Genomic DNA, 15,438 nt, shown 5'->3' with positions numbered 1-15,438 from the left:
CTTAGCAACAACGAAAACCATCAAGCGGGGAGTGCTCCATGCCCATTCGCAGGTGCCACTGGTGAAAACGCTCAAGCAATAATGGTTGTAGCTCAAGCGTGTAATAAGAGGCGGGATTCGGAACGCCCATGAGTTCAGAAAATACCAACATCATGAATAAATCGTCTTCGTCCCGTTTTGCGCGTGCAATTGCCGACCGGTAGGGCGCGTTATACACCTCAGTTGCATAGGCGTTGGCATTTTTTACCCAGTCGACAATGGCACGTATTTTCATGTTTAACTAGCCTTAGCTGCTTTATTTTCGCGCACTAAACGCGTCAATACACTTGCTGACTCAAGGGCAATCCAAATGGCCGCAATAAGGACAACGAGGTCTAGGCTAAACAAGAACCAGTCTGACTTATGATAAAAGCCCATTAATTGAATAAGTAGGGCGTAAATAGTCATGACTAACAAGAACAGCAACGGAATTAGGGTTACGTACATAGGCCGCCCTAATTTCACTAGCATGGTGGTAATAACCAGCAACGTTAAGCCTGCTAGCAACTGGTTGGTGGTACCAAATAACGGCCAAATTAATAACCCACCAGAACCATCAGCACCGCCGGCGCCAAAGGCGAGTAACAAACAGGTACCCACCGCTAACAGTGTTGCAGGCGCGGCTTTTTCCATCCATTTAATGTTGTAGATGTTGCCCCACTCTTGGAAAATATAGCGCTGTAAACGTAAGCCGGTATCCATGGTGGTGCCGGCAAACAATACCGCCATAACCGTAAGCAAGGTTTGTGCTAAGTCGACATCAAGGCCCAAGCCATTTTGTAGAATATTGGCGCCGCCTTGCACAAATGCCGTCACTCCGCCTTGACCAAAGCTGTGGTACACCGCTTGCCAGTCGGCCAGGGTGGCAAAACCAGCCGTGACCGCAATAATGGTTGCTAGCGACAGCGAACCTTCACCAATAGCGCCAAAATAGCCAACAAAGCGCAGGTCGGTTTCTTTGTCTAATTGCTTGGAGGTAGTGCCCGATGCAACTAAACCATGGAAGCCAGAAATTGCCCCACAGGCGATGGTCACAAAGAGCAGTGGAACGAGGCTTGGCGTGCCCTCGGGGACATTAGTATTAAACGCAGGAGCGACCAGCTCGGGTCCGCTAATCAACACCGCACCGTACACCAAGAACAAACCGATGAACAACTGCAAGCCGTTAATGTAGTCGCGCGGTTGTAATAGCATCCATACGGGTAACAGCGAAGCGATCGCCGCATAGGCAAATAGCACAAGAATCCACTGCGCATTGTCTGACACGCCAAACACCGTTTCTGGCAGCTCGATAGGGAAGCTAGGGCCTGCGTAGATAAGTGCATACAGAGCAACAACGCCAAGAATAGATACCGTACCTAGGTTCATCCATTTGCGGAAAATGACCTGGCCGATAATTAACGCCACAAAAATGGCTCCCCACACAGGGACAACAGAACTTGGGAAATTAATCAGTAGCCCTGAAATGGCGGTGGCAAATACCGCGTTTACCATAAGAAGAACTAAAAAGATAACGATCATGAACAAGCTTTGTGAACGCTTGCCGACCACATCACCCGTTAATGCACCAATAGATCGCGCTTTATTGCGGTTGGAGGCCCAAATGGCACCGGCGTCATGTACACCGGCAAAGAAAATGGTACCGAAAACAACCCAAAGAAAAGCTGGAACCCAACCCCAAATAACGGCAATAGCGGGGCCGATAATAGGGGCCGCACCTGCAACTGAGGTGAAGTGGTGGCCCCAAAGCACGTATTTGTTGGTCGGAACAAAGTCGACACCGTCTTCAAATTCGTGAGCGGGGGTTCGAAAGTTAGGATCGAGTTTGAATATTTTCTCGGCAATAAACTTAGAATAAATGACATAGCCAAGAAACATCGCACCTAAACCGAGTAACATCAGCAAAATTGCGTTCATGGTATTACCTTTTTTGGTTTATTATTAGGACGACAATAACTGCGTTATGGTACTTCATACCTAGTTAAGACGGACATTCGACCAAAGTCTAGCTTATTTCTACGCAATTCACCTGCTGAAGGATCCGCAATGTTTCGCTGGTTTGAACAACGTTTACCGCCATTTCCAGAAGGGCAGCCTGAACAGCCGCCAAAAGGTTTAGTGGCGTTTTGTATTTATTACAGTAAAGGGGCTTGGCCCTATATTTTTGCGGCTGGCGCGCTGATGATGCTAATAGCCATTACTGAAGTTTGGCTGTTTAGTTTTATCGGTAATATTGTTGACTGGCTAGCCTCTCAGAATCGCCAAACCTTTGTGAGTGAGCAGTTTTGGAGCCTAACGGGCATGGCGGCTGTGGTGCTCATAGGTTTACCCTTGTTAGTGGTGCTGCATTCATTAATTACCTACCAGTCACTGCTCGGTAATTACCCCATGCGAATTCGTTGGTTGGTGCATAAGTACTTGCTCAACCAGTCCATTACTTTCTACCAGGATGAATTTGCCGGGCGTATAGCCACCAAGCTGATGCAAACGGCCTTGGCCGTGCGTGAGTGCGTGATCAAGCTGTTTGATGTATTGAACTATGTCACCGTGTACTTTATTGGCACCGTGGCCATTGTGGCGAGTGCCGATTGGCGATTAGCACTGCCGCTGATCGCTTGGCTCGGGTTTTATATTGTGCTGCTGCGCTATTTTGTGCCGCGTTTGGGTAAGGTAGCTGCCGCTCAGGCCGATGCCCGCTCAATTATGACCGGCCGTATTGTTGACAGCTACACCAATATTCAAACCGTTAAATTGTTTTCCCATGCGCAACGTGAATTGACGTACGCGAAAGAGGGCATGAGCGACTTTTTGGGCACAGTGCATAAGCAAATGCGCCTGGTGACCAAGCTCTACACCTGTTTATATATTTTAAACTCGTTGTTATTGTTTTCAGTCGGTTTCTTAGCTATTCAACTTTGGGTTGATGCGCTAATTAGCGTGGGCGCCATTGCTGTTGCGTTGAGTTTGGTATTGCGTTTATGGGGTATGAGCCAATGGATTATGTGGGAAATATCCTCGCTGTTCGAAAATATAGGAACTGTTCAAGACGGCATTAAAACCGTGTCGGTTCCGCAAGATATTCAAGACCGTGTCAATGCTGCCCCGCTGGCTGTAACGCAAGGCGAAATTAAATTCGACCAAGTTGAGTTTCATTACAGTGCGGATAAGCCAGTATTAAAACAGTTGAATTTAACCATTAAAGCGGGTGAGAAAATTGGCTTGGTTGGGCGTTCAGGTGCAGGTAAATCAACCTTGGTCAATTTATTACTACGCTTTTTTGAAGTGAACCAAGGGGCGATCACTATTGACGGGCAAGATATTTCAAACGTGACGCAAGAAAGCCTGCGCCAACATATTGGTATGGTGACCCAAGATACGTCATTGTTGCACCGTTCAGTACGAGGCAACATTGCTTACGGCCGCCCTGATGCCACCGAAGCCATGATTGAGCAAGCAGCACACAAAGCCGAAGCTGATCTATTCATCGCAGATTTAGAAGATGCGCAAGGGCGCCGTGGTTATGATGCGCACGTGGGTGAGCGCGGCGTCAAATTATCGGGTGGCCAACGTCAGCGCATCGCCATTGCGCGGGTGATGTTAAAAGATGCGCCTATTCTTATTCTAGATGAAGCAACCTCAGCACTTGACTCTGAAGTTGAAGCTGCCATTCAGGAGAATTTATACCGCTTAATGGAAGGCAAAACCGTGATTGCGATTGCTCATAGATTATCGACCATTGCCGCTATGGATCGCCTGATTGTTATGGACGAAGGGCAGATTGTTGAGCAGGGTAGCCATGAAGAGTTACTTGCGAGCGGTGGCATTTACGCGCAATTATGGGCGCGACAATCGGGTGGGTTTTTGCCTGAGTAACGTGATGGAGTTCGTCAATAGTAGTAAATGCCAGTCTGCTATTAAGTGAAAAGAAATACGGCCGATAATCAAAACGAATATTTACATTGAATTTACCTGAAACTTACGGTGCAAGTAACAAGTTTTACTTAGACTAGATCTGTATTTTGTCTAACAGTCGATTGCTTCGACAAGGTGGAAGTGGCTATGCGCAAATTATTATTGCTACTTATATTCGCGGGCGCTGCGTTTAAATATTATAACCAAGACCAGCAAATTGATATTACGCCAGAGGTAAGCCTGTCTGATTGGGCGGTAAAACTCAGTGAAATAGCACCGTCTTCGAAGCGAAAAAATGTGAAGCTAGTTTGTCCGAACGATCATTATGTGAGTGTTAATCACGATTTGTCAGAGGCTAGTTGCCGCCAACGCACACAACTGTAATTCCGCCGTTGTAATAGCGTCGCTTCTCGGGTTAAATAACAATTATAATAAACGGTGCCCTAGTGGTACCCCAATTAGCGAAGTAGACAGCGGTATTATGTTCAAATTATTCTCCCGATTTCGTTCCATTTGGATGGCGGAACTTGTTCGCCGTTATGAACTGCAAAATGGTTTTCAACGGGCCGACGCAATCGACCATCAAGCGCGCCAACTGCCAACTATGGAGCAGCGCGTATTTAAGCGTGCAGAGTTACTTGCGGCTCGGCTAGGCTTAGTTCACCAACTTCATCTATGGGATCACTTCCGTCGTCTTATCGCTATTTTATTGTCTGTTTTTGCTGTGCTCGGCGCCGTTGCATTGGTTCGTGGCACCTTATCTGTCACCCAACCCATATCAATAAGTTATGCGTTAATGATGCTGCTAGGGCTGCACGTTATCTTATTCGTTCTTTGGTGTGTGTCACTGTTACTCAAAGACAGTTTTGGTTGGATTGGTCGAATTTCCTTGTGGCTATTAGAGCATATTGGGCAACGCCAATATAATCAGCAATTCAACAACACCTTACTTACCATTGCGAATCAATATCGATTAACCAAGCCTGCAGGCGCTGTGCTAACGCACGGCTATTGGACATTGTTCATGTTGATGGTTTGGTTTGTGCTGTTTTTTCATTTAAGTACAAGTGCGTATACCTTTACCTGGGCAACCACAATTTGGCCAGCTGAAAGTCTTCAAACTTGGGTGGCTGTGCTTAACTTTATTCCTTCAATGTTTGGCGTTGACGCCCCGTCTGTGGCTGCTATGTGGGATAACCCAGCCGCCGGCGAACAATTGAATGCAGGGCGTTGGCTACTAACGTGCATTATTGTATATGGTGTGGTTTGGCGGGCATCAGCATTAGTAGGCTCATTAATTGTAGTGCTGCGTCGTGTGGCAGCAATGAAAATTGATTTAACCTTACCTGGCTATGCCCCGGTAATACGCAGACTGACCACCTCTGCGGCGACGGAATTAGTGGACGCTGACAGTGACGTAGCAGGTATGGACGACTGGCAAATTCGCGAACCAAAACCTGGGCATGGAGAGTTGGTGATAAGCCTAGACCACGAGCATGATCAATCGTGGTTGCAGCAACATCAGCATGAAGCCTGGTATGGGGGCGTTATTGCACGTAGTGATGACCGCCAGCGCATACTGCAGCGCCTTGATGACGCCCCAGTTGCCAACTTAATAGTGCGTATAAATACTCAGTTAACGCCTGACCGTGCGGCACTGCGTTTTTTACAGCGGTTACAACAGTATTGTACTCATGTCGAAGCACAGTTAGTCGTTGGTGACAACCCCGACGATGAGCGCATTGGGCATTGGCAGCAAGGCTTAACCGAGGAGGGCATCGCATGGACTTAAATAATGCGTTAATGCTCGCAGTTGTTGGGCATACAAACACCGGCAAAACCTCGTTAATGCGCACCTTATTGCACGACAGTCAATTTGGTGAAGTAGACTCACGACCAAGCACAACACGCGAAGTGACAAGCATTGATGTGGATGCCAACGGCCAAGTATTAATGCGGTTGTTTGACACCCCAGGCTTAGAAGCCGGCTCTGATTTATATGATCACTTAGTACACAGCGAATCAAGCTTTCGTCATGACGGCCCGGCGCAAGTACGCCACTTTTTAAATACAAAAATTGCCGCGAGCGAGTTTGAGCAAGAATCCAAAGTACTGCGCCAACTATTGAAGTGTCATGCTGCGCTCTATGTGATTGACGTACGCGATCCGGTACTTCCGAAATATCAAGATGAACTGAGCGTATTAGCCCGTTGTGGCAAGCCAATTTTGCCTGTGCTTAACTTTACCGGGCAAAAGCCAAACAACATGAACCAGTGGAAACTGGCGCTCACCAAAGTGAATTTGCACGCGTACATTGAATATGATGCGGTAAGCCCACCAGAGGGCGGTGAGTCGATATTATTTAGTCGGCTTGGCGCTATTGTTCCTGGCTTTCATGAGCAGTTACAGCAACTTGCAGACTATCGGCAACAGCAACGTGAACATCGCTTAAATACCGGTTTAACCCAAATTGCCGAATTATTAGTTGACGTTGCTGCCTATTCAGAAAGTGTTCCGGCACAAATAACTGAAAAACCATTGCGGGTGTTGATTGATAACATGCAGCAGTTAGTGAAGCGGCGTGAACGCAATTGCGTTACTGAAATGCTCGCGCTTTATGCGTTTCGCATTGAACATGTGCGCTTACAACAGTTGCGCTTAAGCGACGGTGATTACAAGGACGATTTGTTCGATAGCGAAACGTTAAAGAATTTTGGTATTAAAACCAGTGTAGGTGTAGGCAGCGGAGCTGCTGTAGGTGCAGGCCTTGATTTAATGGTTGGCGGCGCAAGTTTAGGGGCTGGTACCGCACTTGGCGCAGTGATTGGCGGCTTGTGGCAAGGTTGGACCCATTATGGTAAAAAAGTACTGAGCCACATGCGTGGAGAGCGCGAGTTAATTGTTGATGATGAAATCATTAAGTTACTAACCCTGCGGCAATTGAATTTGCTGCAACAACTGGCAACCCGAGGCCACGGTTCTCAGCAGTTGCTGTTAGTAACGCAATCGACCAAATTGCGCGATCAGTTCTTACGTGCGTTATCAACTCGCTTGAAAGTCGCACGACGCAACCCACAATGGTCGAGCTTGAGCCAGCGCAGCTTCATACGCGATAATGACCGCCAGTTATGCGTTCATGATATTACCGAACTTTGTCGAGGCTTTTGGCAACAGAGTTAACAAAGGGGATTTGGCAGTACCCACAAAGAAGCGTTCTTACATTCAGGAACTAACGTTATAATAAAAATGTCACAGTAGGTGATGACTACAAGGATGCCAAGTCATGGCAGAAGGACTGGTTAAAATACCGCGTTCATTTAAGCAACTGACTCGCCGCGTTGTTATCGGTATCTTGTTGACTGGGGGCATTGCTAGTTTAAGTACTTTGGTGCCTCTTTATTTTTATGTTGAAAAATCAACAGATGATCTAGCTTTAGCTTATGCCAACGCTCAAGCTGTGGCTGTACAGCAACAACTTGAGCATTATTCTTCAATTGCAGCGCAGTTTTCGAGTCGCTCACATATTCGTCAGCTACTTTATCAGTACTATCTGGGTAATATAACCAAATCGCAGTTAATTAGTGACTCGCAGTCGCGTTTAGAAGATGCGGCAAGACTTATTCCAGAACTTATTATGGGATATCGTTTAGATAGTCAGTTGCGGTTAATTTCTGAATATCCTGGCCCTGCAGAATATAGCGAGCTTCCCGCGGACATCTCGTTTGCAGAACTAGCTGGGAAACCGCTCTACTATGTCGCTCATACAATGGGCAATGAATTCAATGCTAGTTCCAAAACCGCAATTTATATTTCTGCAACGTCACCGGTTTATGATGATGAACACCAAGCTATAATTGGTGTAGATATTTTGCTGTTTAGCAGCTTTGCGATACAGGGAATTCTTGGCAATTTGAATCAGTTTGGGCCGCAAACAGAATTTCAGCTGGTGAATACCCGTGATCGTGTTTACTTAAAGTTTAATCCTCAGACACAAGCACTTGAACATAACCGTTTAACCGAACCGCAGATGCTTGCGATGGCTGGTTACGGTGATCAGGCATTTGTTTTCCACGAACAATCGGAGTCAGGCAAACGGCTGAGTCACTATTTTGTTCCATTTCAGGATTCACAATGGGGCCTAATCGCTACAACGCCAAATAAAACATTAGCCCAGGGTTTACAGTCAGGCTTGCTGTGGATTTTAGGCGGAATTTTATTCTACGCGCTTGTCGGCGCGTATTTAATTCGGCAATGGTTACAGCCAATTATTAAAGCGCAAGTAGAACGTACCAGGCAGCTTAAAGACTCAAACAAAAAATTGAAACTTGCCAATACTGTGTTCGAGAAAACTCATGAAGCAATTGTAATTACTGACGCTAAGCTAACCATTATTCGTGCTAATAGTGCTGTGGCGCGACTGTTTGATACCGATGTTACAAACTTAAAAAATAAGAGTTTGCTTGATTTTGTCGATCACGAAAAAGTGACTGATGCCATGCGTGAAGATGTTACACGACATATTCGACAGCTCGAAAGCTGGCAGGGCGAAGTGTGGTATGTACGTCCAACAGGCTCAAAATTCCCGGCCCTGCAAACGATTTCGCCGGTTGGGAATAGCGGAGGCGTAGCAACCCAGCTGATTCATATTTTTAATGACATATCATCTGAGAAAACAGCCCAGAAACGTATTGAAACCTTAGCGATGACAGATGCGTTAACGCATTTACCAAATCGCTTTGCCATTGAACATGTGCTTAACCAAGCCATTGCGAAAGCAGACACTGATCACATGAATGACTTTGCCTTGTTGTTTATTGACTTGGATAAATTTAAACCAGTGAATGACACTTATGGGCATGCGGTAGGCGACGCATTGTTGCAGGCTATTGGACCACGCATGAAAGAGGCACTGCGCGCAAACGACGTTATTGGTCGGCTAGGTGGCGATGAATTTGTGGTGTTGATTCAACAAGTACAGCAACGTGATGACGTACGCCATATTGCCGAGAAATTGTTAAACGCGCTGAAAAAGCCATTCAGAATTGGGGAGCTGTCCGTGCAAGTTGGTGCCTCGGTTGGTATTGCTTTTTACCCGTCTCATGGAACTACTGCCGAAGCCCTGTTAGATGCCGCAGATAATGCCATGTATGTGGCGAAGCAGGCGGGTAGACAGCGTTTTCACATTGCCCAAGAAAGCTAGAGGAAGAGAGAAAATTGGTCGGCGTGACTGGATTTGAACCAGCGACCCCTGACACCCCATGACAGTGCGCTACCAAGCTGCGCTACACGCCGACCGAGGTGGCTATATTACTGAATAATTGTAAATAGGCAAGGGTTGGCGGTTTAACTGCTGATTAATTAGACATATCATCAGCTGAGTAACGCGCGCTTTCGTCACCGCTGAAACGCTTCAACTTACGAATACCATCAACTAACACCGGAGTGGCCGGTGAAACGCCGGGTAGTAATTTTAAATCGCTATTATTAAATGTACGAATGCTCGCATCAGAGTTAATGATTGATGTCATATCTTCATCGTACACCACCAATTTCTGACCAAAACTGGTAAGTAATGGCAATTTTTGTTGCTCGTCAATTAAATTTAGACCTATCGCATAAGCTTTGGCGTCATCGACACAATTCATGTAACCACTAAGCACCGTTGGCATTATATCCGTTAACATAACCAAGGGTTGAGGCTGCAACTGCAAATTAGGAGAGTGCAATAGATTTACCTGCATGGCTTGCGGAGCAAATGGCTCTTGCGCTGCTGCAACTGTTGGGGAAATGCCGACAACAACAACCTGCGCGTTATCTTTTAAATGATTGTTGATAACAGCCTTGATATCGCGATTGATCTGGTCTGTTATTGCAATTCCCATAATTGCATTTGGGCTGGTTAAATTGAAGCCAGAAAATTCTTCTAATGCACTAGGTAACGCCAACGATTTTGACAAGTTATTTATCGTCACATCAACCCGATAATCAAGTAGTGTCGACAAATAAACCGGTAGTTTATTGGCATGGTTAATTGGCGTTTCATATAAGTCTGGCAATGCATAAATGAGCTCAAACAGGCCACTTGATGTATGCGGGTGCCCGATAACTGTTGAGGTATACCGCACCAAGCCGGGCACCTGTGCTTGTAGCTCCGTTATGGCGTTTGCATCCATAGATTGAACTGCAACGATTAACGTGTTCGGCGCTTCAGGTACACGAGCGCATTGCAATTCTCGCGTTGGGTACCTTAGTTCAATTGAAGTGCCGCGACGAATAAGTTGTTCTGTTGCTTCCGTGCGTTGTTCAACCAGCAAGCCATGTTTACTCATCAAGGTTTTTGCCGTGGTTGGGTAACTTAGCGGAAACATATCATCTTGTTTGGTTATTGGCGTGTAGAACACCGCATCAGCCCATACATGAATGCTGTGACTGCTTAAAAAACACAACACGAAAACCGCGCCAAATGACGCACCCCAATGTTTTTCGCGCAATTTATCAAGGCGCTTCCAGGCAATATTTGCGAGCGCCAGTTCAAATACCAGCAGCACCACGAAAATGAGCAGCATACCTAATAAAATAAGAAAGCTTGCACCGGCGAAAATAGACTCTGCATCGGTAGCTAATTGCGATAACGAATAGGTGTTTAAATGGTAGCCGTAATTACGATAAAACAACGCGTCGGCAACTAAGGCAATTAAGCCAAAAGAGGCGACTAAAGTAGCAATACCTCGCAGAATTCGTGCATAAGGAATAAGCAAACAGAAAGGGAAGAGCAGAATAATGAAGGTAATAAAGGGCAAAAAGGCGAAGTGCCCAAGCCAGTTAACAATCAAATACAACACACCCAAAGCTGTTTCAGGCATTTCACTGGCTTCTATATAAAGTGTGCCAATAATCAGCACAAGCAGAATATTAAAAAACGTAAACCAATGCCCCCAACTAATAAGGCGGGCTATTTTATCGCGGCGCTGTTTACGTTTATTCATGGGCCAGAATTACCTTTATGCTTGTTTTGCCATCGATTGTAGCAGCACTTTACCAAATTGTTCAGCGACCTTGTATGCATCTTCTGGTTTATAACGTGCTGAAATGACGTTCGACACTGCGTTGCCCAAGGTCATTAGTGCTAAATCGGCTGGTGTTTGGTGTTCTTCTAATACATTCAGTACAGCTTCTAATAATTGCTGTTGTGTTTCAACGTCGTACTTAGAAACTATCGGCATCGTTTTTACTCTCAACATGTTAAACTTGGCGCTATAGTACCACAGGGAATAAACAAGGACACCGAGATACCATGCAAGCCGATGTGAAACATAGCATTATCCATCAGTTTTATACCAACGACGGGCAGATTGGCTTACGCGTTGCGCCAGAAACTTTAGCAATAAACGATGAAGTAAGCTTGTTATTGAATGAATTGACCGAGGTTTATAACGCCAAACCAAGTAAAGGTTATGCGCGTTTTATTGATGCTGAGGTTGATGATGCCGAGCAACATCAAGTGAGCGAATTTCCCGGGCGATTAGAAGCTTGGCGGGCAGGGCAGGAAGAGTTTGTTGGGTTTTCACAGCAAGCCGCAAAAATTCTGCACCAACAACTGCAACACTATGGAATTTTGGAACCTGGATTTTTAGTCATCGCAAGCTATACCGAGCGAGGCCAAGACTTTTTGGTGGTGGCGTTCTTACCGAGCAAAGACGGTGTAACCATTGCGCCGGACCTGTCAGTCGACCGTTCTTCGCAGTTAGATATTAATAAAGTACAATTGGCAGCCACGATTAATTTGACTGAATGGCAAGAAGAACCTGAGTCGGCAACTTATATTTCATTTATTAAGGGCCGTGTTGGCCGTAAGGTTTCAGATTTCTTTTTAGATTTTCTCGGGTGTGCTGAAGGACTAAATGCCAAGAAACAATCTCAGCAATTGGTTGAAAGTTTACATAACTATGTGAAAGACGCAGAGCTTCCGACCGAACAAGCTAATGCATTACGTAAATCGGTGTACGACATTTGCGACACGTCGTGGCAAAACAACGAACCGGTGCGCGTGAAAGACTTGTCAGAACAACTTCGTGAATCAGTGCCAACAGAACGTAGTTTTGCTGATTTTACAGCGAGCCAAGAAAAGCCCCTACCGGAAGAAATTCGTGCCGACAGAACGACTTTACGTAAGTTGGTGAAGTTTCAGGGGCAGGGCGGTGGTTTAAGCCTAGGCTTTGACCAAGAGCTTCTAGGTAGCCGTGTGGACTATGACCCAAATACCGATAAACTAACCATTCACGGCACTCCTCCGAATTTACGCGAGCAACTGCGCCGTTATTTTGGAATTGATAGCTAAGAGAACTCAAACAAAAAACGCCGGCAAGCCGGCGTTTTCGTTAATTTGGTGCGATGGGGTATTTATTTACCTTGCACCGGAGTAATGTTGGTTGCGTGCAACCCTTTAGGACCTTCTTCGAGTTGAAACTCAACGTCTTGTCCAGCTTTCAAGGTACGATAGCCTTCCATTTCAATAGTTGAGTAGTGTGCAAAAATATCGCCTTCGCGATCTTCTGCCTCGATAAAGCCAAAACCTTTTGAGTTATTGAACCATTTCACTTTACCGGTTGCCATACTTCTACTTCCTTTATTCTGCATTTAAAATTTAGTTATTGTTAGAATGGTTGCCAACATAAGCGTTGAAAAAGTGCTTTGTTAACACCATGTTTTACTCTAGGTGAGTTTGAGTGATAGTCAAGGCGTTTTTTGTGTGATTTCTGAACAAATTGATTATTTAGTCTGAACTTTTGCATTAATCTTAAAATTTTATTAAGCCAATTGTTTAATAACCGACTATATATAAGTTAAGGGGCGTCATGGGTATGACACGCCATCACCAAGTTCATGATGAACAGGTGGCCGACAAAAGTAAGTTACAGCCACCCCCCATGTACAAGGTGATCTTGAATAATGATGACTACACGCCAATGGATTTTGTGGTGGAAGTGCTTATCAAGTTTTTCCGAATGGACCAAGAGCGGGCAACGGACACCATGCTCACCATTCATTATAAAGGGCGCGCAATTTGTGGCGTTTACTCTGCGGAAATAGCAGAAACCAAAGTAGTGCAAGTGAATCAGTATGCACGGGAGCATCAACATCCGCTGTTATGTTCCATGGAAAAAGCTTAATGCTTGTGCGCGGTACGCTGGTTGGCCTAAAAGGAGTAACTCATGTTAAATAAAGCGCTAGAAATTTCGTTAAATGATGCTTTTCGCATTGCCCGCGATCGCCGTCATGAATTGATGACGGTTGAGCATCTGCTCTTAGCGTTATTAGATAACCCAGAAGCGTCACAAGCGCTGCGGGCGTGTGGGCTTGAGTTTACTCACTTAAAACAAGAGCTTCTCAGCTATGTTGAGCGCAGCACCCCTAGTTTCGACGATGAAAGTACCGATACCGACACGCAGCCTACCTTAGGTTTTCAGCGTGTGTTGCAACGCGCTGTATTCCATGTGCAGTCTTCTGGTAACAGCGAGGTGACTGGTGCCAATGTGTTGGTTGCTATTTTTGGCGAGCAAGAATCGCATGCGGTGTATTTGTTGAATAAGCACGATATTACACGTCTTGATGTGGTGCATTATTTGTCGCACGGGCTATCCAAAATAGATGATGAAAGCACGCAGCAAGAGTCTACTGACACCGACACGATGGAAAGCCAGGCTGAAGATCAGCAAAGCTTTCTAAAGCGTTTTTGTACCAACTTAAATGCACGTGCACGTGACGGACGTATTGATCCTCTCATTGGCCGTGACGACGAGCTTGAGCGTTGTATTCAAGTGCTGTGCCGCCGACGCAAAAACAACCCGTTATTGGTGGGTGAAGCTGGGGTTGGTAAAACCGCCATTGCTGAAGGGTTGGCTTATCGCATTGTCAACGACGAGGTGCCTGAGGTTATCGCCAACGCCGTGATTTATTCGTTAGACATGGGCGGTTTGTTAGCCGGCACCAAATATCGCGGTGACTTTGAAAAACGCTTTAAGCAACTGTTAAAAGAACTCGCTGATCAGCCAGACGCTATTTTATTTATTGACGAAATTCATACGATTATTGGCGCCGGCGCAGCGAGTGGTGGGGTGTTAGACGCTTCTAACCTACTTAAACCCTTGTTAAGTAGCGGTGAACTTAAGTGTATTGGCTCGACCACGTATACCGAATTTAAAAACATTTTTGAAAAAGATCGCGCCTTAGTGCGACGTTTTCAAAAAATTGATGTATTAGAGCCGTCCGTAGATGATACAACTCGAATTTTGCAAGGCTTGAAAGAGCGTTATGAATCGCATCACGGTATTCGTTACACGCAACCGGCAATTCGTGCGGCGGCAGAACTATCAGCGCGTTACATTAATGAGCGCCATTTACCTGACAAAGCGATTGATGTGCTTGACGAAGCCGGTGCTAGCCAACGCCTGCTGCCGCCGTCACGGCGTAAGAAAACCATTGGCGTGCAAGATATTGAAAGTATTATCGCCAAAATGGCCCGCATTCCGGAGCAGTCGGTATCGCGGACCGATCAACAGCTGCTGAAGAACCTTGATCGCAACTTGAAGTTAGTGGTGTTCGGGCAAGATCAAGCGATTGAGCAGCTCACCTCTGCAATTCGGTTATCGCGCTCTGGTTTAGGGGCTGAGCAAAAGCCCATCGGCTCGTTTCTTTTTGCCGGCCCAACCGGGGTCGGTAAAACTGAAATTACCCAACAGTTGGCAAAAGCGCTCGGTATTGAGTTTCAACGTTTCGACATGTCGGAATATATGGAACGCCATGCGGTGAGCCGTTTAATTGGTGCGCCGCCAGGTTATGTTGGTTTTGACCAGGGCGGTTTATTAACCGATGCCATTATTAAGCATCCACACTGTGTATTGCTGCTTGATGAAATAGAAAAAGCGCATAGCGATATTTACAACATTTTGCTGCAGGTTATGGACCACGGCACGTTAACCGACAACAACGGCCGCAAAGCTGATTTTCGCAATGTTATTTTGGTAATGACGACCAATGCTGGGGTGCAAGAAACCGTGCGCCAGTCAATTGGCTTTCAGCAACAAGACCACGCGCCAGACGCGATGGTTGAAATTAACCGAACTTTCTCGCCTGAGTTTAGAAACCGGCTTGATAGCATTGTCTGGTTTAATCACTTAAACCAAGATGTGATAGAACAAGTGGTTGATAAATTTGTATGCGAGCTGCAAGCGCAGTTGGATAAGAAGCACGTGTCACTAGAACTTGAGCCTGCTGCCGTACGCTGGTTGGCAGAAAAAGGCTACGACAAAACCATGGGCGCTCGCCCCATGGCGCGGGTCATTCAAGAGCACCTGAAAAAGCCGTTAGCCAACGAAATTCTGTTCGGGAAACTTGCCCAGGGCGGTGCGGTACGCGTGAGTGTTGCTAAAGGGGAACTCAACTTAGCGATTGAAGAGCGTGAAACACGCGGTTCAACAGCCGACTAGG

Annotated in this window: 13 protein-coding genes and 1 tRNA gene; 8 read left to right on the top strand and 6 right to left on the bottom strand. The window is 46.0% G+C overall.

The features are described from left to right. Position 1 precedes the first annotated feature (1 nt). Together BM334_RS05585 and BM334_RS05580 are read right to left on the bottom strand one after the other, a co-directional pair. Complete coding sequence (locus BM334_RS05585) at positions 2-274, bottom strand: cory-CC-star protein (RefSeq protein WP_055437880.1); 273 nt, start codon at positions 272-274, stop codon at positions 2-4. Positions 275-276: 2 nt separating this feature from the next. After that, positions 277-1,956, bottom strand: a complete 1,680-nt coding sequence (locus BM334_RS05580; RefSeq protein ID WP_092838973.1) for a carbon starvation CstA family protein — start codon at positions 1,954-1,956, stop codon at positions 277-279. Between the two features lie 129 nt (positions 1,957-2,085). Here BM334_RS05580 and BM334_RS05575 point away from each other — a divergent pair, with 129 nt between their 5' ends. The 5 genes from BM334_RS05575 (at position 2,086) to BM334_RS05555 (ending at position 9,151) form a co-directional block, all read left to right on the top strand. Further along, positions 2,086-3,912, top strand: a complete 1,827-nt coding sequence (locus BM334_RS05575; protein WP_092838970.1) for an ABC transporter ATP-binding protein — start codon at positions 2,086-2,088, stop codon at positions 3,910-3,912. Between the two features lie 186 nt (positions 3,913-4,098). Then, a complete protein-coding gene (locus tag BM334_RS05570) occupies positions 4,099-4,335 on the top strand; it encodes a hypothetical protein (RefSeq protein ID WP_055437883.1) in 237 nt (78 codons plus the stop codon). A gap of 133 nt (positions 4,336-4,468) precedes the next feature. Further along, positions 4,469-5,743: a DUF2868 domain-containing protein gene (locus BM334_RS05565; RefSeq protein WP_157981862.1), complete on the top strand. Its 1,275-nt coding sequence runs from the start codon at positions 4,469-4,471 to the stop codon at positions 5,741-5,743. After that, a complete protein-coding gene (locus tag BM334_RS05560) occupies positions 5,734-7,131 on the top strand; it encodes a GTPase/DUF3482 domain-containing protein (RefSeq protein ID WP_092838963.1) in 1,398 nt (465 codons plus the stop codon). Before BM334_RS05565 ends, BM334_RS05560 begins: the two co-directional genes overlap by 10 nt. A gap of 103 nt (positions 7,132-7,234) precedes the next feature. Next, positions 7,235-9,151, top strand: coding sequence for a sensor domain-containing diguanylate cyclase (locus BM334_RS05555; protein ID WP_092838959.1), 1,917 nt, complete (start codon positions 7,235-7,237; stop codon positions 9,149-9,151). A 15-nt stretch (positions 9,152-9,166) separates the two neighbouring features. Here BM334_RS05555 and BM334_RS05550 read toward each other — a convergent pair. The 3 genes from BM334_RS05550 to BM334_RS05540 all read right to left on the bottom strand — a co-directional run bounded on the left by BM334_RS05550 (position 9,167) and on the right by BM334_RS05540 (position 11,174). Next, positions 9,167-9,243, bottom strand: a tRNA-Pro gene (locus tag BM334_RS05550). Positions 9,244-9,305: 62 nt separating this feature from the next. Beyond that, positions 9,306-10,937: a DUF3413 domain-containing protein gene (locus tag BM334_RS05545; RefSeq protein WP_092838956.1), complete on the bottom strand. Its 1,632-nt coding sequence runs from the start codon at positions 10,935-10,937 to the stop codon at positions 9,306-9,308. 15 nt (positions 10,938-10,952) lie between these two features. Continuing rightward, a complete protein-coding gene (locus BM334_RS05540; RefSeq protein ID WP_055437888.1) occupies positions 10,953-11,174 on the bottom strand; it encodes a DUF1414 domain-containing protein in 222 nt (73 codons plus the stop codon). 71 nt (positions 11,175-11,245) lie between these two features. Between BM334_RS05540 and yejK the strand changes: the two genes are divergently transcribed. Continuing rightward, complete coding sequence (gene yejK, locus BM334_RS05535; protein ID WP_092838953.1) at positions 11,246-12,289, top strand: nucleoid-associated protein YejK; 1,044 nt, start codon at positions 11,246-11,248, stop codon at positions 12,287-12,289. Between the two features lie 62 nt (positions 12,290-12,351). Here the strand turns inward: yejK and cspD are convergent, their stop codons facing one another. Further along, entirely contained in the window at positions 12,352-12,564 is a 213-nt protein-coding gene (gene cspD / locus BM334_RS05530; protein ID WP_055437890.1) for a cold shock domain-containing protein CspD, read from the bottom strand. A 248-nt stretch (positions 12,565-12,812) separates the two neighbouring features. On the opposite strand from cspD, the gene clpS reads away from it, so the two are divergent. Both clpS and clpA read left to right on the top strand, forming a co-directional pair. After that, the gene (gene clpS / locus BM334_RS05525; protein WP_055438494.1) at positions 12,813-13,121 is read left to right on the top strand and encodes an ATP-dependent Clp protease adapter ClpS; all 309 of its coding nucleotides are present in this window, start codon (positions 12,813-12,815) and stop codon (positions 13,119-13,121) included. Positions 13,122-13,163: 42 nt separating this feature from the next. Then, positions 13,164-15,437, top strand: coding sequence for an ATP-dependent Clp protease ATP-binding subunit ClpA (gene clpA / locus BM334_RS05520; protein WP_092838950.1), 2,274 nt, complete (start codon positions 13,164-13,166; stop codon positions 15,435-15,437). Position 15,438 lies beyond the last annotated feature (1 nt).

The organism is Pseudidiomarina donghaiensis, from assembly GCF_900116895.1.
Lineage (GTDB): Bacteria > Pseudomonadota > Gammaproteobacteria > Enterobacterales > Alteromonadaceae > Pseudidiomarina > Pseudidiomarina donghaiensis.
Note: the sequence above shows the minus strand (reverse complement) of the source record. Positions and strands in the feature narration are given on the sequence as shown.